The sequence below is a fragment of the Carbonicoccus niuqiaonis genome, from assembly GCF_050157065.1.
GTDB lineage: Bacteria > Actinomycetota > Actinomycetes > Propionibacteriales > Propionibacteriaceae > Avipropionibacterium.
This window is the reverse complement of record NZ_CP189573.1, coordinates 984,732-1,004,976: the sequence shown is the minus strand read 5'-3', so window position 1 is coordinate 1,004,976 and position 20,245 is coordinate 984,732. Positions and strand designations below refer to the sequence as shown.

General features: G+C 67.0%; 16 protein-coding genes, 1 tRNA gene and 1 pseudogene. 8 read left to right on the top strand and 10 right to left on the bottom strand.

The features are described 5' to 3' along the window. Nucleotides 1-35 precede the first annotated feature (35 nt). The 4 genes from ACQBAU_RS04575 to ACQBAU_RS04560 are packed head-to-tail and all read right to left on the bottom strand — an operon-like array spanning nt 36 to nt 8,802. A complete protein-coding gene (locus ACQBAU_RS04575) occupies nt 36-2,630 on the bottom strand; it encodes a DEAD/DEAH box helicase (RefSeq protein ID WP_465255026.1) in 2,595 nt (864 codons plus the stop codon). After that, nucleotides 2,627-4,765 (bottom strand): site-specific DNA-methyltransferase, encoded by a 2,139-nt coding sequence (locus ACQBAU_RS04570; protein WP_465255027.1) that lies wholly within the window; start codon nt 4,763-4,765, stop codon nt 2,627-2,629. The genes ACQBAU_RS04575 and ACQBAU_RS04570 overlap by 4 nt, the downstream gene beginning before the upstream one ends. Continuing rightward, nucleotides 4,749-6,287 carry a hypothetical protein gene (locus tag ACQBAU_RS04565; protein WP_465255028.1) on the bottom strand — a complete coding sequence of 513 codons (1,539 nt, stop codon included), beginning with the start codon at nt 6,285-6,287 and terminating at the stop codon, nt 4,749-4,751. Before ACQBAU_RS04565 ends, ACQBAU_RS04570 begins: the two co-directional genes overlap by 17 nt. Beyond that, nucleotides 6,274-8,802, bottom strand: a complete 2,529-nt coding sequence (locus ACQBAU_RS04560; RefSeq protein ID WP_465255029.1) for a hypothetical protein — start codon at nt 8,800-8,802, stop codon at nt 6,274-6,276. The genes ACQBAU_RS04565 and ACQBAU_RS04560 overlap by 14 nt, the downstream gene beginning before the upstream one ends. 913 nt (nt 8,803-9,715) lie before the next feature. Here ACQBAU_RS04560 and ACQBAU_RS04555 point away from each other — a divergent pair. The 6 genes and pseudogenes from ACQBAU_RS04555 (at nt 9,716) to ACQBAU_RS04530 (ending at nt 12,849) form a co-directional block, all read left to right on the top strand. Continuing rightward, on the top strand, nt 9,716-10,864 hold the full coding sequence (locus tag ACQBAU_RS04555; RefSeq protein WP_465255030.1) for a type 2 periplasmic-binding domain-containing protein: 1,149 nt from the start codon (nt 9,716-9,718) through the stop codon (nt 10,862-10,864). Next, nucleotides 10,861-11,070: pseudogene (locus tag ACQBAU_RS04550) on the top strand (serine hydrolase); the annotation flags it as partial. The gene ACQBAU_RS04555 and the pseudogene ACQBAU_RS04550, both read left to right, overlap by 4 nt. A gap of 49 nt (nt 11,071-11,119) precedes the next feature. After that, nucleotides 11,120-11,788 carry a serine hydrolase gene (locus ACQBAU_RS04545; protein WP_465259454.1) on the top strand — a complete coding sequence of 223 codons (669 nt, stop codon included), beginning with the start codon at nt 11,120-11,122 and terminating at the stop codon, nt 11,786-11,788. A gap of 273 nt (nt 11,789-12,061) precedes the next feature. After that, nucleotides 12,062-12,289, top strand: a complete 228-nt coding sequence (locus ACQBAU_RS04540) for a hypothetical protein (RefSeq protein ID WP_465255031.1) — start codon at nt 12,062-12,064, stop codon at nt 12,287-12,289. A gap of 96 nt (nt 12,290-12,385) precedes the next feature. Continuing rightward, nucleotides 12,386-12,649, top strand: coding sequence for a ribbon-helix-helix protein, CopG family (locus ACQBAU_RS04535; protein ID WP_465255032.1), 264 nt, complete (start codon nt 12,386-12,388; stop codon nt 12,647-12,649). Beyond that, nucleotides 12,646-12,849: a hypothetical protein gene (locus ACQBAU_RS04530; RefSeq protein WP_465255033.1), complete on the top strand. Its 204-nt coding sequence runs from the start codon at nt 12,646-12,648 to the stop codon at nt 12,847-12,849. Before ACQBAU_RS04535 ends, ACQBAU_RS04530 begins: the two co-directional genes overlap by 4 nt. A 137-nt stretch (nt 12,850-12,986) precedes the next feature. Here ACQBAU_RS04530 and ACQBAU_RS04525 read toward each other — a convergent pair whose 3' ends face one another. Continuing rightward, nucleotides 12,987-13,499 carry a hypothetical protein gene (locus ACQBAU_RS04525; RefSeq protein ID WP_465255034.1) on the bottom strand — a complete coding sequence of 171 codons (513 nt, stop codon included), beginning with the start codon at nt 13,497-13,499 and terminating at the stop codon, nt 12,987-12,989. 568 nt (nt 13,500-14,067) lie between these two features. Continuing rightward, nucleotides 14,068-14,146 (bottom strand) — tRNA-Gln (locus tag ACQBAU_RS04520). Nucleotides 14,147-14,270: 124 nt separating this feature from the next. Here ACQBAU_RS04520 and ACQBAU_RS04515 point away from each other — a divergent pair. Both ACQBAU_RS04515 and ACQBAU_RS04510 read left to right on the top strand, forming a co-directional pair. Beyond that, nucleotides 14,271-14,909, top strand: a complete 639-nt coding sequence (locus ACQBAU_RS04515; RefSeq protein ID WP_465259453.1) for a TetR family transcriptional regulator — start codon at nt 14,271-14,273, stop codon at nt 14,907-14,909. Between the two features lie 80 nt (nt 14,910-14,989). Continuing rightward, nucleotides 14,990-15,499: a MarR family winged helix-turn-helix transcriptional regulator gene (locus tag ACQBAU_RS04510; RefSeq protein WP_465255036.1), complete on the top strand. Its 510-nt coding sequence runs from the start codon at nt 14,990-14,992 to the stop codon at nt 15,497-15,499. Nucleotides 15,500-15,502: 3 nt separating this feature from the next. Here ACQBAU_RS04510 and ACQBAU_RS04505 read toward each other — a convergent pair whose 3' ends face one another. The 4 genes from ACQBAU_RS04505 to mptB form a co-directional block, all read right to left on the bottom strand. After that, nucleotides 15,503-16,432, bottom strand: a complete 930-nt coding sequence (locus ACQBAU_RS04505; protein ID WP_465255037.1) for a 4-(cytidine 5'-diphospho)-2-C-methyl-D-erythritol kinase — start codon at nt 16,430-16,432, stop codon at nt 15,503-15,505. A 47-nt stretch (nt 16,433-16,479) separates the two neighbouring features. After that, nucleotides 16,480-17,349, bottom strand: a complete 870-nt coding sequence (gene rsmA / locus ACQBAU_RS04500; RefSeq protein WP_465255038.1) for a 16S rRNA (adenine(1518)-N(6)/adenine(1519)-N(6))-dimethyltransferase RsmA — start codon at nt 17,347-17,349, stop codon at nt 16,480-16,482. 16 nt (nt 17,350-17,365) lie between these two features. Next, entirely contained in the window at nt 17,366-18,538 is a 1,173-nt protein-coding gene (locus tag ACQBAU_RS04495) for a transglycosylase family protein (RefSeq protein WP_465255039.1), read from the bottom strand. Between the two features lie 132 nt (nt 18,539-18,670). Next, nucleotides 18,671-20,218, bottom strand: coding sequence for a polyprenol phosphomannose-dependent alpha 1,6 mannosyltransferase MptB (mptB, locus tag ACQBAU_RS04490; RefSeq protein WP_465255040.1), 1,548 nt, complete (start codon nt 20,216-20,218; stop codon nt 18,671-18,673). Between the last annotated feature and the right edge of the window lie 27 nt (nt 20,219-20,245).

Sequence of the window (20,245 nt, the reverse complement as noted above, 5' to 3'; positions counted from 1 at the left end):
GCCACCTACTCAGCGTCGACCCGGTCAGTAACGGGTCACGACTTCTCAGGCTCGAAAATGACATGAAGGGCGTCCGGCACGGGATACAGCTCGACGACAGGGGTATCGTCGCTGGCGTACTTGACGTCATTGCGGACCCGGGGGCTCGTCAGGTCGAGGCGCCGCACTTTGCCGCCCACCACGACCACCGACTCGATCCGGTGGAACCGGTCACCGTGTGACTCGGCGAACCGGGCGAGCGCTCGCAGCTTGGGCAGTGCATCGGGTAGGTCGTACCGGTGCGGATCCACGATCGACGGCATCACCTTGTCACCGACCCGGTCGAACACGATGAAGTCCGGGTACAGACCGCGCCAATTGCCGAGCTCGTTGCGGTACGCGATGCAGATCGAGTCTCCGGCCGATCTGGGCGGGTTGCGGTACCAGGCCACGGTGGAGTCGCGCTGAAGCTCGTCCTGCAGCACCACTCGTTCCCACTCGTTCAGTCGCGCCAACGGGAAGTCGCCGTTCTCGTCGGACATGAGGTGCTTCTTGGCCAACGCCGCGTCGACGACAGTGTCGCCGTCGAACACCTTGAAGTCCTCTAGGCGAGTTCGGGGCTGGAAGAGGCGCGTCGTCTGCGGATCCGGCGCCTGCGACTTGACGTCCCGATACTCCGTGCGGCGGAGGTCGCTCAGCTTGTCGACTGCCGCGCGGTGCTTGTGGTCCCACTCGTCGAACAGGGCGTTGGCGGTCTTCTCGACCTCATGACGAATCTTCGGGACGGTCGCCAACGCGGCGATCTCGACCATCGCGGTGCGGACGGGGTCGTCGAAGTCGTCCTCACCCCTCGCGTGCTTGTCGAGGTACGCCTGTGCCGCGTCGCCGAGCACCTTCGTCGCCTCCCTGAACGCGTGCAGGACCGCCTGGTCGTCGGCCTCCATCTCGAACTCCGCGTACTGCAGCTTGTGCTCGCCCGTCGTCCCCGCGATCGACATGCCGTGAACCGTCAGGATCTCCTGGCGCGCCTGGTCCACGTCGGACGTGAACCTGGTCGCGTGAGCCTCGAGCTCGGTGATGATCGTCCCCTTGGCTTGCGCTTCCGCCCCTGGGCGGATCCCGTCACGAGACAGGTTCGTGGCGAGCTGAAGGAGACGACTGACTGGCCTCACGCCCCGCTGCGGCAGCAGCTGCGTCGGCGTTGCTCGCCACGCGTCCCACACGTCGTCACCGATGGTCGGGTTCGGCAAAGTCTCCCTCCCGTCGATCAGCGGGGTCGGACCCCCTTCGGATTCCGAGGTGCTGAGGCCGGTCAGGTGCTTCACGACCTTGCCAGCCGCGGTGCGGTCGAAGTACGGGAGCAGGCAGTCGACCGAGTTGAGCCGATCGTCGCCGGGCACTCGACGCGCCAGCGGGTTACGCACCATGCGGCCGAGCACCTGGGTGATGTGGTCCTGTTCCTTGGCCGTCCGGAATGACACCATCACCTCAGCCCGCGGGCAGTCCCAGCCTGTGCTGATCGCCTCCTTGGCGACCAGGACGCGAACGTCGGTGCGATCCTGGACCGACTGCGGCTCGATCCAGTTGATCGTCCAACTGCCGAACTCCTGGGCGGAGTGTTCCCCGAGCACGTGCCGCACCGACCCGTCGGTGATCGTGGGGATCACCTCGCGAATCACGTCGAGCGCGTCACCCACTTGATCGGCGTCCGGCTTGTTGGGGATCTGCAGGACGAGCAGCGGCGTGACGAGAGCGGCGGGGTCCTTCTGCGTTGCCGCATACTCCTGCCAAGCCTCAGTGGACGCCTTCAGCTTCTCCGCCGCGCGCCGCACCAGCGCGCGGTCGAACACGCCTGCTTCGGTCGTGAAGTCGAGCACGACTGTGTCCTTGACAAGGCCTGACTCCTGGACCCGGGCCCCATCGACAGTGACCGCTGGCAGCGACTGCCGCTGCTCGTCAAACTCCGCGTCCGACATCGCGGTGCGGAACTTGCCGATGGTCGCGGAGATGCCGATGACGATCGGTACGGGCGGGGACGCGTCACTGCCGTTGACGAGCCGCCGTACGATCGTGCCCTTGTCCCGCGTGGCCTTAGTGCCGAAGCCGCGGTGCGCCTCGTCCAGGAACAGGTAGAGCGTCCGGCCGTCGGCCTGGATCGTGTTGCGGAGGATCTGCCAGATGTTGGCGACCTGGTCGTCCGGCTGCTGGAAGGGCTCGAGCCGGTCTGAGTCTGCCGAGTCCACTTGGCCGCGCGTGAGCTTCGACGACTTCGTCAGCTTCTGCGTGTTCAGGAAGTACACCTTCCCCGGCTCGAGCTCCGTGCGCGCGAACGGGTACTCGATGGTGACCAAGTCGGACAGCGTCAACTTGTCCGACGACTCCATCAGCCGGTTCCTCGTTTGCTCGTTCAACGACGGGTCGTCCGAGAACCACACGACAACCGCACCGTCGTCGGGCTCGAACTCGTCGTCACCGTAGAACAGCGCCTCGATGACGGACACGGACATGACGGTCTTGCCCGCGCCCGTGGTGGCGCACAGGCTGACCGACGACCGAGTCCCGTCGGCGATGTAGTCGGACTGGGCGCGCTCCAGCCGCTCCAGCAGAAGCGCCACAGCCTCAGATTGGTAGTCCTTCAGCTTGAACTTCATCGCGCACTCCTCGCAGCATCGATCCTGAAGTTGCGCAAGTAACTCTCGTAGAGCCTGACGGGTTCCACGTGTTCTGGGAGCGCCGCGCACGCTGCGGTGAACTGACGTTCGTCGTCGGTAATGACGTACGCGATCCGCACGTCCGGCTTCGCTGCGATCGCGTCTACGAAGTCACCCAGGTGGTCGAGCGCCTCGATCACGCCGTACACGTCCGCGACGTCCCACCCGGCGTCCAGCGACTCGATCCGCAGGCCTTGTGACCCCGCTCGCATCCAGAGGAGTGGAGCTATGCGACCGAAGGCGTGGTGCGAGGCGACAACTAAAGGGGCCTCGTATGTGAGCGTGAAGAACTCCGCATTCTCTTCGAATCCATCTGCCATCGGGAACTCGTCAGTGAACTTGTAGTCACCCTTGATCGGATCACCGTCCGGTGTTCGGCCCGTGATCGCAGCCTCGATGCGGGGCTTTGTCACATGGTCACAGATGCCTCGATCATTCCAGCCTAAGTCACCTGGTCGCAATCCACGATTTCGCAAATCAACTTGTTCATTTTCTGAAACCTCATTGTTAGTTATCGAAATACATTGTCGCAGGCCACCGTCCTGATGGTTCAACCTGGCAACCGCATGTGCGGTCGTGCCCGAACCAGCAAAGAAGTCGAGTACGATTGCCTGCGACTTCGTCTTGACGAAGTATCTAAGTGAATCCTCGACAACGTAGAGAGATTTCGGGAAGGGAAATTTCCGGTCCGGCATCATTCTTCTGAGCAGCTTGCTTCCATACTCACCAGCTTCGTGAGCCGTGCGGTTCCAGATGGTTTTAGGCGCTCGCAACTTCATTCCCAAGTCACCCAACGAAAGCTCCACCGCCCCTCTTTGGTCGAAACCCTCGATGCCTATCTCGCCACGCTCTATCCGAGCGATTGTTCCGCGGCGGAGGTAGGTTATCGCACGAACGCCGCCTCGGCCAATGCGTCCAGCGCGCACATATCCGTTCCTAAGATATGATTCAAATGAATCCCTACTCAATTGCCATCGACTCTCTCGGCCAGAACCAAGAATCGGCCAGACAGTCTCCAAGCGGGGCTCTGGTGGCGCCACCGTGTCCCTCGACACGTGCAACGGAAGCGGGGCTCCAGTCGATTCTATCCGAAGATTCAGGGGATCGACAAAGATCGGGTAAAATTGATTCGGCGCATTCTCTCGAAAAGGATCTGTTCCGCTACGGATCAATGGATACCAAACCTGCGGACTGTGAGCTTCCTTCCGCGAATCATAAGCAGCCAGCATATCATCGGACGACCAATCAATTCGCGAGTCCCCAAGCTGCACGGTGAAGACGTACTCATCGACGCGAGAGAATGACGTGTTGCGAGGAGTTCCTTGGGAGTTGATCACAACTGAAGACATTTGAATTCTTGCGTCTGGGAATACCTGCTCCAAGAGGAGTCCTAGACGAAGATACTCCTTCTCGTCGATCGTGACGATGAGGACCGAGTCAGCCGGATTCAGCAACTCCTTCGCCAACAGCAGCCGTCGCTCCATGAAGGCGAGCCACTTGGAGTGTCGATACTGATCCTCAGGCTCGACGTAATCGTTGTTGTACTTCCAGTCCTTTGCCCCCGTATTATACGGTGGGTCGATGTAGATGCAGTCGATCCTGCCCCGATGTGTGTACAGCAGCGCCTTAAGTGCGTGCAGGTTCTCAGCGTTGATCACCGTATGGTAGGGCTTGTCGCCGCCCTGCTCCACCTTCCCGGTGCTGACCAGGCCCGGGTAGATGACGTCGTTCTCCTCAGCAACCACGACCAAGTCATCGATCGGGTACTTCGACGTCTCGTCGGAGCGTCGATCCTTCAGTTCAGCCACGCGGGAGCCATCGACTTCCTTGGCGCCGGTGACGACCCACAACCGGGTGTCCGGCGACTTCGTCTCCCCACGAGGCGGCAGCATCCGCACCTTGTCGCCGCGTCGCACGGGTCGCCCGTACAGGTCCACCGCCTCGGGGCGGTGTCGCTCGAAGTTGAGGCCGAACGCGCGCCGGTTCTGGAGGTGTCGCACCTCTTTCTCGATCTCCGCGCCGAGCTCGGGGTTCTCCTGCTTCGCTTGGCGAAGCAGGTCAGACAGTCGCGACATCGTTCTCCTTCTGGTCCACGTCGACGGTCACTCGGGCGAACGTGCTCAAGATGCGTTGGTGGGTCTGCCGTGGTAGCTGACGCTCACCCGGTTCCCCGAACGGAGTGCCGGGCCGGGGAGGCGCCGTGTCGAGCAGATCGTCCAGACCTGCGCGCGCCACCATCAGCAGTCCGTGGGTCGCCCGCGTGCACGCGACGGCGAGGCGTCCGAACGCTGAGTTGAAGTCGTCGAGTTCGGTCGCGCCGGTCAGCGGGTGGATGGCGATCGTGATCGCGTTGGTGCGCCCTTGCCACGAGTCGACGGTCGACGCCACCAGGTCGCGGTCGCGAAGGCCGTACTTTTCGCGGATCCTGTCCGCCAGCGCAACCGCGTCGTCGACGAGTTGATTCCGCGTGGCCAGGATGACGACGAGCGGATCCCCGTCGTCCGACTCACCGGGTCGGGCGACGGCGACGTCGCCGGTCGGTTCGCCGTCTCCGGAGTAGACGGCTGATCGGATCTCGAACCCGCTGCCGAACAGGTTGTCGAGCCACTCCTCCACCTGTGCGAGGAGCGGCACGTCGATGTCGGGCGCCGGCGACTCGGCGAGACCAGCTATCTCGACCAGCGTCGGCACGCCACCCCCCACGTGCTGCCACAGGGCCGCGGACGGAGCACTGGGTTCGGTGATGGTCAGTCGTCGGTCTCCCGGAGCCGCGACCGACGACAGGTCTTCGCTCCAGGTCGGGTAGAACGCTCGCCACAGGTTGAGCGACTCTCCCGGCGGACGCCACACGGTGGGCAGTTCCCGCACCCAGGTCGTCGGTTTGCCTTCGACGGCCGCGGGCCACGCCCGGTACGGGTTGTGGGACCGGTCGCCCCGCCACGGGTTGGCGGCCACGTCGAGTGGTGGCAACTGTCCGACGTCGCCAACGCCGACGATCACCGGCGCTGTGCCTTCGACCCGGTCGAACAGGTGGTGCGGAAGTTGCCACGCCTCGTCGACGAACAGAACGTCGAACAATCGGTCATCACCGGTTGCCCCGACCGCGTCCTTCAGACGTCCCTGCTCTCGTGGCACCTTCAGTTTCGATGCGGTCGCAACGATCACGTCGGCGGCGGCGGGGATCCCCGAGGCTTGTGTCGACACCGTCACTGATCGGCCGAACCCGTCTGGCAGCTTCGCGTACGCGTCCTTCGACAGGTGCAGGCATACGCGTTCCTTACCCAACTCCTTGGTGAGCTCCTCAGCGAGCGGGCGGATCTGGTTGTTGGTGAAGGCGACGATACCGATCCGCTGTGAACCGGGTGCTCCGGCAGCGTCGACGACCAGACGCCGCAGGGCGAACGACTTGCCCGCACCAGCGGCCGCACGCAACAGCAGGTGGGTGTGTCGATCGGTGGCGTCGGCAGGGGCCGCCAAGGCTGCTCGGAGGGCGGCGATCGCCTCCGACGTCACTGCCTCGTTCCCGCTGGCTGCAGCGGCGTGATGCTTCCCGACCACGACCGGTACGGGCGGGAACGACACGTCAGTCCACGTCATCGACCGTCACCCCGTCCGGGACTGGTGCCGGCTCCACCGTCACGTCGGCGGCCGTGGGCTTTCCGTTCGCGACCACCTCGAAGCCGTCTGCGTCACGGACCGGCGGCCACGTCTCCGGGTTCAGCTCTCGTCGGCTTCGTCGCAGGGCGATCTCGTCCGCGAACTCAGCTTCGGCCACGTCGTGGGGGCGGCAGCACCAACGGTGGTCCTTCGCGTTCGTCACGTACGAGTCGGACGTGCACTTCGCGGTGGGCCCCCCGGCCGCGTCCTGATCGGGTCTGGCGACGTTGAACCCTTTGTTGCTCTTGAGCGTCTTGAACCAGTCGAGCCGGGCGATGACGATCCGGTCACCCACGGCGAGGTTCGCGTCGACCGGCGGATCCCACTCAAGAGTGCCCACGCTGCCGGTGGCGACGGCCTCGTCAGAGTCCCGTTCGACGAGTGGTCCGGCGCTGGCGTTGTCCAGACGGATCGATCCCTTCTGGGACTTCACTGACGCAGCGGCACGCTCGACCCACGGCTCGTCCCCCACTGCCAACAGGACCACTCGGTCTCCGGCGCCAAGGCGGCGGGACTCGACAGTGAGGACCGTCGGCTTGAGCGACTCCACTGTCGCCCACGCGACGCTTCGGTCCCCGGCGTCTGTCGCCTGCTCAGCCGCCCTCAGCGGGTTGGTGAGCGCGGTCACCTGCTCCGAGCAGGTGGCGTCCTGGTCGATGAGTTCCACGAGCTGATTGCGCCACCACCGGTACGTGCGACCGAACCGCACCAGGTCTGACGCTCGCAGCTCCCGGCGGCGCCGCCACACGCGCTGGGCGTCACCCTCGAGCGAGCGGTACGCGCTCCGCATTGTGGAGTCGGGAACCGTCGCCAACGCGGCCAGGGCGCGGTCGACGACGTCAGCCTTGTACTGCAACTCGTCGGCAACCAACCGGTCGTACGAGTCCTCGGCACCGTGGGCGCCGTCGCGAACACGGCCCAACGCGGCGTGCAACGTGTCGGAGGTTGCGTTGGTGAGACGTGCCCCCGGAGTGTGCGGATTCGCGTCCACCTCATCGGAGATCCAGCGGTGGTCGTGATGTCCTTCGTTGGTGGCCCACTCCACCACGAAGTCGAGGCGACGCGCCTCGAACTCTGCACCACCGGGGACGAAGTGACGCTGGACGACCGACGCCAGGTCCACCACGGGCGCGCGCACCTGCAGCATTCGAGCGCGGTCGTGCTCGAGCAGGAACGACACCGCCGTGCGGCGGCTGCCCTCCAACGTCTGCGGCATCACCGCGGGCTCCCCGTTGTAGGTGAGGAGTTCACGCCCCATGTCCTGGTCGCGCTTCCACCGGAGCCGACTGAGCTCGACGCCGGCCAGCAGGTCCGCGGTGCTCGCCAGCACGTCAGCGGTGGCCCGATCAGGCACCACCAGGTGCACCGGAGCGGGCGAGTCCGGATCCGCCTTCCTGTTCTCCCCCATCGCGTGCTCGATCTCGCGGCCGATGAGGTGCATCAGCTTGCGTCGCGTCTCGGGGGCCTGAGGGTCGCGGAACGGCGTGAACGTCCACGGCCGCGGACCGTCCTTGGCCACGCGCTGAACCCCTACTCCGTAGCAGCCGAGAGCTGCCGCGTCACTCTTGGCGAGGACCACGTTCACCGTGCCGGGCAGGCCGGCCGGATCGAGCCGGCGCTGGCCCGTCGACTGTGCGACCGACTCAACGGTCGCCCGCACGCGAGACACCGACCGCGGATTTGCCCGGTCACCCGGTTCCCCGCCCGTGAGCAACGGCAGCAGGCCGGAACGTTCGTTCACGGGGACGCCGATCTCGACGAGCAGGCTCTCTGGCGAGGTTGAGTTCCTGAGCTCGGACCGGCAGAAGTTGAACAGCGAACACGTGCGACACGTGTCGGGGGCGAACTTGGCGTGCAGGTGCTTGACGTGGGTGGCGACGTCGTCAACGGCGGACGCGTCCTGGACCGCGCGGAGTCGAGACTCCCACTGTGCTCGAACCTCGTCGAGGTGGTCCGGCAGGCGTTCCACCTCGACCGTGGGCTGCAGGAAGGCGCTCCGCGGCACGGCCAAGAACCCGAAGTCGCTGACCGAGGCATCGTCCGACACCTCCTCCCACTGCCGAAATGCGAACGCCCCCATCGCGACCTGCAGGAACCCCTTCAGCAAACGTCCGTCGTCGATCCGGGAGCGCACGCGTTCGTAGTCCTTCACGTCACCGATGACGATGACGGGACCCGCCGGGCCCGACGCCACAACAACGAGGTCGGGCTTGATGGCTGTCACCGTCACGTCACCGAACCCCGGGTACGGCACGGCGACAGAGTGCAGCAACGTGGCTGTGCCGGTCTTCGCGTTGTCGCAGGCAACCTTCAACTTGTCCAGGGTTGTGCTGGTCGACACATGACAGTCCGCCAACGCCACCGCCTTCGGCCGGGCCAACCCGGTCCAGCCGGCGACCCGCGTCGTCACCTCGCCCGCGAAGGCGGGGTCGTGGCACAGTCGCTCGAACGTCATGGCGCGCATCCAGCGAGCCTCCGGAATGCCGGCCGTCGTGTCCGGGTGACCCAGCGAGTCCGCCAACGCACGACGAGAACGGTGGGTGATCAGCGGGTCCGATCCGCGAAACCGCTCGCAGCGTCCGTGGACCGCCCACGACGACGCGCTGGACCCTCCTCCTGCACTGAGCTCCAACTCGCCCTCCACCAAACCCGGGTGCGTCTTGCGTACAGCCAACTTGCCAAACAATTACCACACTCGGTCCACGAATCGAGAGGGGCCCTGAGATGTGCAAGCGAAAGATCTGCCTCGGTACCTTTCCAACACCGCGCACACCTTGCGGGACACCTCCAAGCGTGACAACTTAGAGAACTCAGCAGCTTGGGACCTAGGTCGTGACAGCACCTCGGCGCTGTGCCGGCGGCCGAGACAGGAGCAACTTCATGACGGACAAGCCCCGATCAGTCTCCCGCAGAACGGTGCTGGGCACCGCTGCCGCGCTCGCCACCCTGACAGCCTGCGGGCCGACCAGTCCGAACACAGAACAACCGGTCGGCGAAGGCGTCACCCTGCCGAACCACATGGCGTACGAGCAGATCACTCCTGATCTTCCGGGACGCCGGACGGCGTACCGCCGGGATTCTTCGAGTTTCCGGAGAAGCCAGTTGTCCGGCCCGAGTTTCCCGCATCGCCGGGCGACGAGTTCACCGCACTGATGCAGGGGGCGCCACCGGCACCGGAGCAGTCCGCGAACCACAACTACCAGGCGCTCTTCGACAAGATCGGCTCCGCGTTCACGATCATGTACGGGCTGTCGGGATCGGACTACAGCAAGAAGTTCCAGACCGTCCTTGCCAGCGGCGACATCCCCGACATGAGTCAGATCGTGACGACGTCGGCAGGAATCTCGACGGTCCCGCAGCTGCCGGCGGTGCTGGAGAAGTACTATCACGACCTCACCGACATCCTGGGCGGTGACGGAGTCGCGCAGTATCCGGGGCTGGCGAACATTCCTGCGGCCACGTGGAAGATCCCCGCGCTCGGCGGTCGCCTGTACGGTGTCGCGCAACCTCGTCCGCCAGCGGGGATTCTGCTCTTCTCCCGAGGTGACCTGCTCGCGGAGAACGGGATCAACGATCCGAACGTGCAGCTGCGTGACGAAGCCGACTTCGTCGACCTTCTGGACTCACTCACCGACAAGTCGCGGGACCGTTTCGCCATGGGCGGCGACCCGATCGGGTGGCTGCTCTCCTTGGTGAAGCAGATGTGCGGCGTCCCGAACTACTGGGCCCTGCGTGACGGCCAGTTCGTCCACGAGAACGAGACCGACGAGATGAAGGATGCGATCGATCAGGCTGGCCGCATCATCCGGGCCGGCCATCTGCATCCGAACCCGTTCTCGGATCCCGGCCAGGGGCTGACGTGGTTCACCGCGGGGGTGACGTCGCTCTACCCGCAGGCGTTCCCCTCGTGGGAAACCCTCGCGGTCCAGCACCCGGAGTGGAACGTCGGCAACGTGGATCTGCCACGTTGGGAGGGAGGCGGCACAGCTCCGGTCCGCAAGCTGCCGGCCGGTTACGGCGCGTTCGTGGCGTTCAAGAAGTCCTCGGACGAGCGGATCGAGCAACTCCTCCGGGTCGCCGACTTCATGGCCTCTCCGTTCGGGACCCAGGAGTACCTGGACGTGCACTACGGTGTCGACGGTTACAGCCACACCATGGAGAACGGCGTACCGACTCCGGTGGGCGGCGGCCCCGATGTGGTGCTGCCGATGTCGTACCTCGGCGGAAACAAGACTGCAGTGCTCTATGCCGGCAAGGATGCCGAGCGAGTGCGCACTCAGCACGAGTACCTCACACGCACGATCACGGAAGGCAACGACAACGCGGTGTACGGCCTCTACCCCGAAGCTGCGGTCGGCAAGACGGCCAAACTCACCGCCGCGAACAACGACGTTCTGCGCGAGGTCATGCTCGGACGCAAGCCCATGACCGAATGGGATGAGTTCGTCTCGCAGTGGAAGTCCGAAGCAGGCGATGCGATGCGCGCCGAGTACAGCGAGGCTGCCGAGAAGCAATGACAACCACACCCAACACATCTTCGGCCGCGGAGTCGTCCGAGCTGCAGGACGAGTTCACACGGGCCATGGACGAGTACTTCGCCGACCTGGACGGCACCGTCGGTGTCGCAGTCCGCGATCTTGTCGATGGCACTGCCCTGAGCCAGAACGCCGATCGTCCCTTTCCGACCGCCTCGGCGATCAAGGTGCTCGTGGCGTACGAGTACCACCGCCAGGTCGCCGCCGGCACGGTCGACCCTGCGCAACGCTTCCACCATGCGCCCCGAGGAGGCCGTCCCCGGATCGGGTGTGTGCCAGCATCTCGATCCGGGGCTGAGCCTCACCCTGGGCGACTTGGCGACGCTGATGATCATGGTCTCGGACAACTGGGCCACCGACCTGGTCATCGCCCAGATCGGCAAGACCGCCGTCGCCGACACGGCCCGACGTCTTGGGCTCGACTCAACCCGGTTCATCTTCACGATGCGCGAGATGTTCTGCGCCCGGTACGGTCTTGACTCCGATAACCCTACTCTCACTCCGGCCGCTCTCGCTCGACTGGTCGACACGATCGTCACGCCTCCTGCCGGCGAAACGCAGGCGCTGCCCCCGGACAACGTCAGCACCCCGGCCGACATGACGACACTGCTGCCAGCCATCCACGCGGGTCGTGACCTTCCCGGGACGAGCCACACAGCACTGGTCGCGAGCCTGCGTCGTCAGACCAATCGGACCATCATCCCGGCCAGACTTCCGGCGGGGACGGTCAGCGCGCACAAGACGGGGAAGAGCCCTGGTGTGGCCAACGATGTCGGGATCGTCGAAACCCCCTCCCGCAGTTTCGCGATCGCCTTCCTGAGTGAAGGGCTGACTGACGTGTCGGAAGCGATGAGCCGGATGGCCTGGGCGTCGCGATGGATCTGGGACCTGATGTCTTGCCGGTGAACCGTCTGTGTCCACGACCGACTCGAGTGGCAGGACAGCAGAGCTACTCTGCGACACAGGGAGGTACCTCGTGTCCACCACCACGTCATCCACGTCGTTCCGCATCAGCGCCGCCGCCAAGCAGGCCTTGACCGAGCACGCTGCTGGCGAGCACACCAGCGCCACTGCGCTGCTCGAGCAGCTGATCATCGAGGGCACCTCTGTGACCATCCGGGCATCACCTTCCGAGGGCCGGGACAAGACCGTCGCGCCGCGCTCGCCGCAGGTCCCGACGTGTGGGAGGTCGTCGGGCGACTCATGGAGTTGGATGGTTCCGAGGAGCATCGGATCGCGGTCCTCGCCGAAGAGGCTGATCTGCATCCTCGCCTGATCCGGCTCGCCCTGGACTATGTGGCCGTCCATCGCGATGAGGTCCTCGAACGCATCGAACACAACCGCCAAGTACTCCGGATGACGCCGTCATCGCTGCCACAGCCCGAGCCGAACGACGGGCCGTCGTGACCGAGAACGTCGCCGACTTCGGCGCCGCACTGGCCGCGTTGAGGTTGATACAAGAGACGTCTGGCCGCTCCCAATTTTCCGTATTGCGATATTTGCATGGATACTGGCGAGTCCATCAAAGGCAAACCGGTCACCGAGGAGCAGATCGGTGCGTGGGCGGACGAGGCGGAGGTTGGCTACGACGTCGAGGAGCTCAGGAAGCGAGGTCGGGGCCGACCGGGACGGGGCGCCGAGCCGTCCCAGGTCGTTGCACTTCGCCTCACCACAGAAGAGCTTGCGAACATCGACGCGCGCGCTGCACGCGAGGGCAAGTCCCGGTCGGAGGTCATCCGCGAGGCACTGGCAGCCTCCGCCGCGTGAGGGTTCACGATTCGGCACTGAAACACGGCATCGGTCCCCAGGATGCCGTTCACGCCGCCACCTGGTCACTGTGGATCGAGGATCTCGACGAGGACAGCCCGTCACGACAGCTACGGCTCGGCTTCGACACGCAAGGCCGGCTTCTCGAAACGGTCGTACTCGTCTTCGACAGCGGCAATGAACTCCTGATCCAGCCATGAAGGCGAGGACGCAGATGCTTGACCTGCTTCCGTAACCTGCTGGGCGGGCCCGCGGGCCACGAACACCGACGGGGCGATGCCGTGTGCTTGGCCAAGCGGGTCGACACAAGAGACTTGGCGACGCCGACACCCGCGAGTCAGGAGCACGTCATGCTGAGTGGGATGGCCGCGACCTGTGCCGATCCAGCGGACTCAATCCGAACGCGCATGCACGCCGGATGATCAGCCAGATAGAGCGTCGGCCAGACGACCCACTGGTGTCCCCTGCCGTCACACCGTGGGTACTCGATCTCGCGACCTGCGGCCTCACCGGAGGCCATGCTGGTGCCGTCCGTGAGCACGGTCAGCTTGGCGGACGTGTCGGCACGCACGAAGACCCCGGCTTTGGCGCGTCGGTCCGCCTGGCCCGTGGGTCCGAGCTCAATCCGCATGTCGACGAGCGCGACGTTGCCGTACTCCTTCCACCCTGGAACGAGTTCGTCCTCATACGACACCGCTGACGAGCATGTCGCGAGGCCGTTGCCTGTCGCCGCTGCCTGCTGGCTGGTGACAGTCGCAGGAGGGACCTGAGCGGATGGCGGCGCGGGGCGCGGCGCGGCGCCGCATCCACACACCACGAGCACCATCACCGTTGACAGAACCTTCCGCATGTCACGAGTGTCCCGTCCGCGCGATTCAGTGACAAGAGCATCGACTCACAACGAGGTGCCCCTCGCCAGGGGCGATCACGTCGAGTCCAGTGGCAGTCGCCGCCTCACCAAGCCGGTGGTCGTAGGTAACCAAGGCGGATCGCCGCCTCCCGATGCAGAGCGTCGAGACGGACACGGACGTGCGAAGCGTCCATCACAGCCGATCATCTCGCAGCTCATCGAGGATCTGGGCCATCGGACGGTCGCCCTCGGACGGCTCAGGCTTCAGCGCTGCCCAGCCACCGACGCGCTTGGCCGGCCGCGCGATGGGCAACGTGGGGGCGCGAAGCACGCGTCCGGACTTCGTTGCGCAACTCGCGTTGCGAAAGGGTCTCGACTGGGGCTCCCCCACGTTCATGATGCCACCGTAGCGCCCGCGCTACAGCCTGGCGGAACACGATCGCATGGACGGGCAGCACAGCGACACACGTGGACGTGAGCTCCACCCACGTCGCTGTGGCGCCCACATTTACGACAGACCGCGGCCGGCCGATAGCAGGCACCAACCTTGCTCTGACCATGGGTGATGCTCCCCGGGTAGGAGTCGAACCTACGTCGCTTGTCCTGATTCAAAGTCAGGCGGGCCCTGCCGGCAGACCAACCGGGGATCGTCACAGACGTTCCCGCGGGAGCGTCTGCAGGCCCAGCCTACGCAATCGGGGTGCGTCGGGCATCTTGGGCGCACATCCCGGCCGAGGAGCCCTGTCGGTGGGAGATGGGAGAATCACCCTCATGCCCCGAGAGCCCAGCGCGAAGCGACGTCGGATGACGAGCACCGAGCGGCGTGAACAACTGATCGCGATCGGTCGCCAGCTGTTCGCCGCGAAGGGCATGGACGGGACGACGGTGGAGGAGATCGCGGCCCGGGCCGAGGTCAGCAAACCCGTCGTGTACGAACACTTCGGCGGCAAGGAGGGCCTGTACGCGGTCGTCGTCGACCGGGAGACCGTGGCCCTGTTGAACTCGATCCGCGACGCCCTGGGCACCGGCGACCGCTATCGGATGCTGGTGGAGCGGGCCGCGCTCGCCCTGCTCGACTACATCGACGACAACGCCGACGGCTTCCGGATCCTGGTCCGCGACGCGCCGCTGGGCACCGGGTCGGGTTCGTACTCCTCGATCCTCAGCGACATCGCCGGCCGGGTGGAGCACATCCTCGCCGACGAGTTCGCCTCCCGTGGGCTGGACCGCAAGACCGCGCCGATGTATGCACAGATGCTGGTCGGCATGATCGCGTTCACCGGCCAGTGGTGGCTGGAGACGCGCAAGCCCCGCAAGCCAGAGGTCGCCGCCCATCTGGTCAACCTCGCCTGGAACGGTCTTGCCGGCCTCGAACGCCGACCGCGCCTGCATCTCGACGAGGATGACTGACCAGGTCGCCCACGCCAGCCCAGGTCGAGCTACTCCGCCAACTCGTCTCGACGTGAAGAATCTTGACTAGACTTGCCTTCATGGACGCAGCCCGGGGACCAGACGGCGACGAGGTCGACCGACTGCTCGCCGCGTGGGCGCAGGCGCGGCCCGACCTCGACGTGTCACCGATGGAGGTGCTGTCGCGCGTCACCCGACTCGCCCGCCACCTCGACGACCACCGACGCGAGGCGTTCGCCACGCACGGCCTGGAGGGATGGGCGTTCGACGTTCTCGCCGCCCTGCGCCGGGCGGGCGAGCCCTACCAACTCTCCCCCGGCCAGCTGCTGCGGGAGACCATGGTCACCTCGGGCACGATGACCAATCGGGTCGACCGGCTGACCGCCCGCGGCCTGGTCCGCCGCAGTGATCATCCCGACGACCGACGTGGGGTGCTGGTCACGCTGACCGCCGAGGGCAAGACTGCCGTCGACTCGGCGATGTCGGATCTGCTCGACGCGGAGCAACACATGCTCGACGGCCTCAGCGCAGCCGAACGCGCCCGGCTCGCCGGCTGGCTGCGTGACCTGATCCGCCCGTACGAACACTGAGTTTCAGGGGGTCTGCAGCAGCCGCGCCCCGGGCACCGGTCCGTGCACCCGCCGACACTCGACCTCGGAGCCCAGTTCGGCCTTGAGCCGCAGGTGCACGTCGACCGCGGCGGCCTCGTCGGCCACCAGGAACGCCACCGTCGGCCCGGACCCCGACAACACCGCCCGCAGCGCCCCCACCCGTGGCGCCAGGTCCAACAGCTCGGCCAGCTCGGGGCGGAGGTCACAGGCCGCGTCGGTCAGGTCGTTGTGCAGGACGGCGGCCAGGTCGGCCGGACGCCGCGAACTCAGCGCCGCCATCAGCTCCGGCGACACCTCCGGCTCCGGCGGTTCGGGTTGCCGCTCGTCGAAGCGGCGGAACACCTCGGGGGTCGACAACCCCCGCCCCGCCATGGCCAGCACCCAGTGGCTGGTGCCGCGGGTGAGGGCGGGCGCCAGCACGTCGCCCCGGCCGGTGCCGATCGCGGTGCCGCCGGCCAACCCGAAGGGCACGTCCGCGCCGAGCTCGGCGCCCAGCTCCCGCAGCTCACCGGGGTCCAGGTCGAGGTCCCACAGCACCGCACACGCCAGCAGGGTCCCGGCAGCATCGGCCGAACCGCCGGCCATGCCGCCGGCGACCGGGATGCTCTTGTCGATGGTGAGGGCGACCCCCCAGTCGCCACCACACCGCTGCCGCAGCAGGTCGGCCGCGCGCCAGGCCAGGTTGGTGTGATCGTTGCCGACCAGGTGCGCCTCCCGGCCCCGGGTGATCACCGTCGTCTCCCCGTCACGTTGCCAGCGGGCCGTGACGTCGTCGTACAGCGACACCGCCTGGAAGACCGTCGCCAACCGGTGGTAGCCGTCCTCGACCGGCCCCACCCGCAGTGCCAGGTTGATCTTGGCCGGGACGCGGACGCGCACCACCTCTTCGGCAGGGTCCACGGCCTCGGTCATGCCGCCACCGTATTCGGACCCCGGCGGAGCGGCGCGCCGGGTCCGGCTCAGGGCCGGAAGAGCTGTTCGGCGACCCGCGCGAAGTCGGCCACGCCCAACACCTCGCCGCGTGCCGTCGGTTCCACCCCGGCGGCCTCCAGGGCGACCGCGGCGGCGCTCGACGACCCGGCGAGTCCGGCCAGTGCGGCCCGCAACATCTTGCGGCGCTGGGCGAACGCGGCATCGACGACCGCGAACACCTGATCACGCGTCGCCGTCGTCGCGGGTGGGTCGCGGCGGACCAGCGACACCAGCCCGGAGTCGATCTGCGGTGCCGGCCAGAACACGTGCGGGCCGACCACCCCGGCGCGAGTCGCCGTGGCGTACCACGCGGCCTTCACCGACGGCACCCCGTACGTCTTCGAACCCGGCGAAGCGACCAGCCGGTCGGCGACCTCCAGTTGCACCATGACCAGACCGCGTCGCCAGTGCTCCGACAGCGCCAGCAGGTGCAGTACGACCGGTACCGCCACGTTGTACGGCAGGTTCGCCACCAGCACGGTCGGCTCGGGCCGGCCCAGGTCGGTCACCCGCAACGCATCGGCCTCGACGACGGTGAGCCGATCCGCCGCCGCCGGGGCCCGGTCGGCGACGGTCCCGGGGAGGGCCCCGGCCAGCAACGGGTCAATCTCGATCGCGGTCACCGCACAGCCGGCCTCCAGCAGGCCCAACGTCAGGGACCCCAGCCCGGGCCCGACCTCCAGCACGACGTCATCGGGTCCGACGTCGGCGATCCGGACGATCCGGCGCACGGTGTTGGCGTCGATCACGAAGTTCTGGCCACGTTGCTTGGTCGGGCGCAGACCGAGACGGCCTGCCAGGCCCCGCACGGTGGTGGGGTCCAGCAGGCCGCCGGAGGTGGTGTTGTCGGGTGTCACCCGAGAATCATGTCAGTCAGCGGATGCCCAGCTTCGCGGTGCACGCGGGCCAGGCGCCCCAACCCTGTGACGCCTGCACCTTCTTGGCGATCGCGATCTGCTGGTCACGCGTGGCCTGGTGGGCGTACGCGGCGTACGTGCCACCACCGAAGGCACGCCACGTGCTGGCGGAGAACTGCAGGCCGCCGTAGTAGCCGTTGCCGGTGTTGATCGACCAGTTGCCGCCGGACTCACACTGGGCGAGCCGGTCCCACACGCTGCCACTCGGCGCGGTCGGTGCGGTTGCTCCGCCGCCGCTCGAGCCGCCCGACGAACCTTCCGACCCACCGTTGGTCGCCGGCGGTTTCGGCTTCGGGGCCTCCTTGGTGCCGACCAGGATGACCTCGGTGACCGGCTTGGTGGTCACCTCCTGCTTGACCTGCTTGCGCTCGACCCGCTTGCCGTCCTCGTACTTCTCGGCGAACGTCGTGGTCTCCTCGCCGTCGACGCCCTTGGTCCGGGTCTCCCGCTTGCCCTTGAGGAGGTCGTCGTCCTGCACGTACTTGGTCTCGTGCGGCAGCTTCTTGGTCTCGGTGACGGTCTTGTGGTCGACCTTCACGTAGGTGATCTTCATCCCGTTGACGAGCAGGTCGTCGGCACCGGCCGACACCCGGTCGTCGTCGTCGGGCTTGACCTTGGCCGCGGCGAGCGCCTCGGCGACCTTCACCCCGGTGGTCTCGATCCGGACCTCCTTGCCGCCGACCACCACGATGACGGTCTTCAGGGTGTCGAGGTTGAGGTCCAGGCCGTCGCGGCCGATGTTGGCGCTGCGGCTGGTCGACAGCTCGGCGCCCTTGGCGTCGATGCGCAGCGAGGACAGCAGCTCCGACACGGTGGTCGCGGTCGTCCAGTGGGTGCGCTCCACCCCGTCGACGGTGATGTTGACCTCGCGGCCGTACCGGACCGCGATCCGGGTGCCGTCGCTGATCTTGGTCTCGACGCTCGGGGCCACGACGTCACGCTCGGTGATCTCGATGCCCTCGGCCGCCAGGACGTCACCCACGGTGGACGAGCGGGTGTTGACGGTGGTCTCGGTGCCGTCCACCGACAAGGTCACGTCCTTGTCGAGCGAGGCGTAGGCGAATCCTCCCCCGGCGACCGCCACGACGGCTGTCCCCCCGGCGATGGCCATCGTGATGGCTTTGCGCACGTGCTTCTCCCTGCGTTCTGGCTGTGTTCCGGATGCGACGCGAGTCCCCCAACTCGGCACATTGGTCACGGAATAGTAACGACGGGGCACGTGTCTACCAAATCCCCGCCTCCGGGGCAACCCTGAGTCCGCTCAGGTGGAACCCTGCCCCCAGGTGAGGCGCCACTTCCGTTCATCGTTGAGCACCTGGACCCCCGAGACGAGCAGGGCGAGGCCCGCCAGCACGGGTGACTGGTTGCGGAACGCGACGTCGGCGACGGCGTAGCAGACCCAGAACGTGGTCAACCAGATGCACACGCGCCACAGCTTCGCCGCGTACGGCAACAGCCCGACCAGGACGCCGGGCCACAGCAGGTACCACGCGTGCATCGCCGGACCGCCGAGCACCAGGGCCAGGAACGATCCGACCAGGTACGTCATCGGCTTGCGCGCCGCGACACGCAGCACCAGCCACGCGATCACGCCCAGGGCCACCACGATCCCGATCGACCGGGCGGTCTCCAGGGCCACCGCCGCCACGGCGTGCCAGCCCAGTTGGGCGAACAGCAGTTGCAGTCCGGCGCCGACCAGCGTCGCCGGCGACAGCGTCATCGCACCACCGGGCACCCCCATCGCCGCGATCCAGCCGAACCCGATGCCGGTCAGTGTCGAGCACAGCACGAAGGTGGCGACCACCACGACCGTGGCGATCACGCAGTTGACCACGTGTGTCCGGCTCGGCCACCCCCGCACCGGGCCGTCCCGGTCGACGCCGGGACGCATCGCCAGCACGGTGATGGCGGCCACGGCGATGGCCGCGGGCTGCTTCACCGCCGCGGCCAGGCCGACCGCGACCGCCGCCCAGAACAGGTTCCGACGACAGACCGCGAACCACAGCCCCAGTGCGACGAACCCCATCATCAGCGCGTCGTTGTGGGCGCCGCCGACGAAGTGCAGCAGCACCAGCGGGTTGAGCACGCCGAGCCACATCGCCCGGGCCGAGTCGAGCCCGAGCCGGGCGGCGATGCGCGGCACGCTCCAGGCCAGCAGGCCCACCCCGAGCAGGGACCACAGCCGCATCCCCCACGCCGCCGCGTACACACTGTCGCCGACGGCGCTCACCGTCAGGTACTGCAGCCACAGGCTGAGGGGTCCGTACGGGGTGGGCGCGTCCAGCCACATCGGGTCGACCTGGTCGGCCCACGGCCCGGGCAGGGCGGCCGGGCCCAACTGGTACGGGTCGAGGCCGTTGGCGACCAGCCAGCCCTGGGCGGCGTACGCGTACGCGTCGCCACTGAGCATCGGCGGCGCCGCCAGCAGCGGAGCCACCCACAACGCGAGCACCGCCAGGTAGCGGGGCCGGCGGCCGGTGTGGGTCTTCGCACCACGCCCCGGCCGCAACCGGAACCAGCCGTCGAGGATTAGGCTCGTCCCGACCAGCAGCAGGACGGTCCCCAGCCAGGGGCTGGGGAACAGGTCGCCACCACCTTGGCTGGCCCGCGGCAGGAACGCCGGTGACAGCGCGCCGATGGTGAGCAGGAACGAACCGAGGACCCCCTCCATCACCGGCCAGGTCGCCAACGCGTCCAGGGTCAGGTCGACGTGTTCGCGGAACCAGCGCAGCCCTCGTCGAAGCAACCGGAGGGGACGCGGCCGGACCGGTCGCGGCGGCGCCTCGGCCACTCGCGAGGGGTCGGGCATGGCGGCTCCACAGTGGTCAGGCCGAGC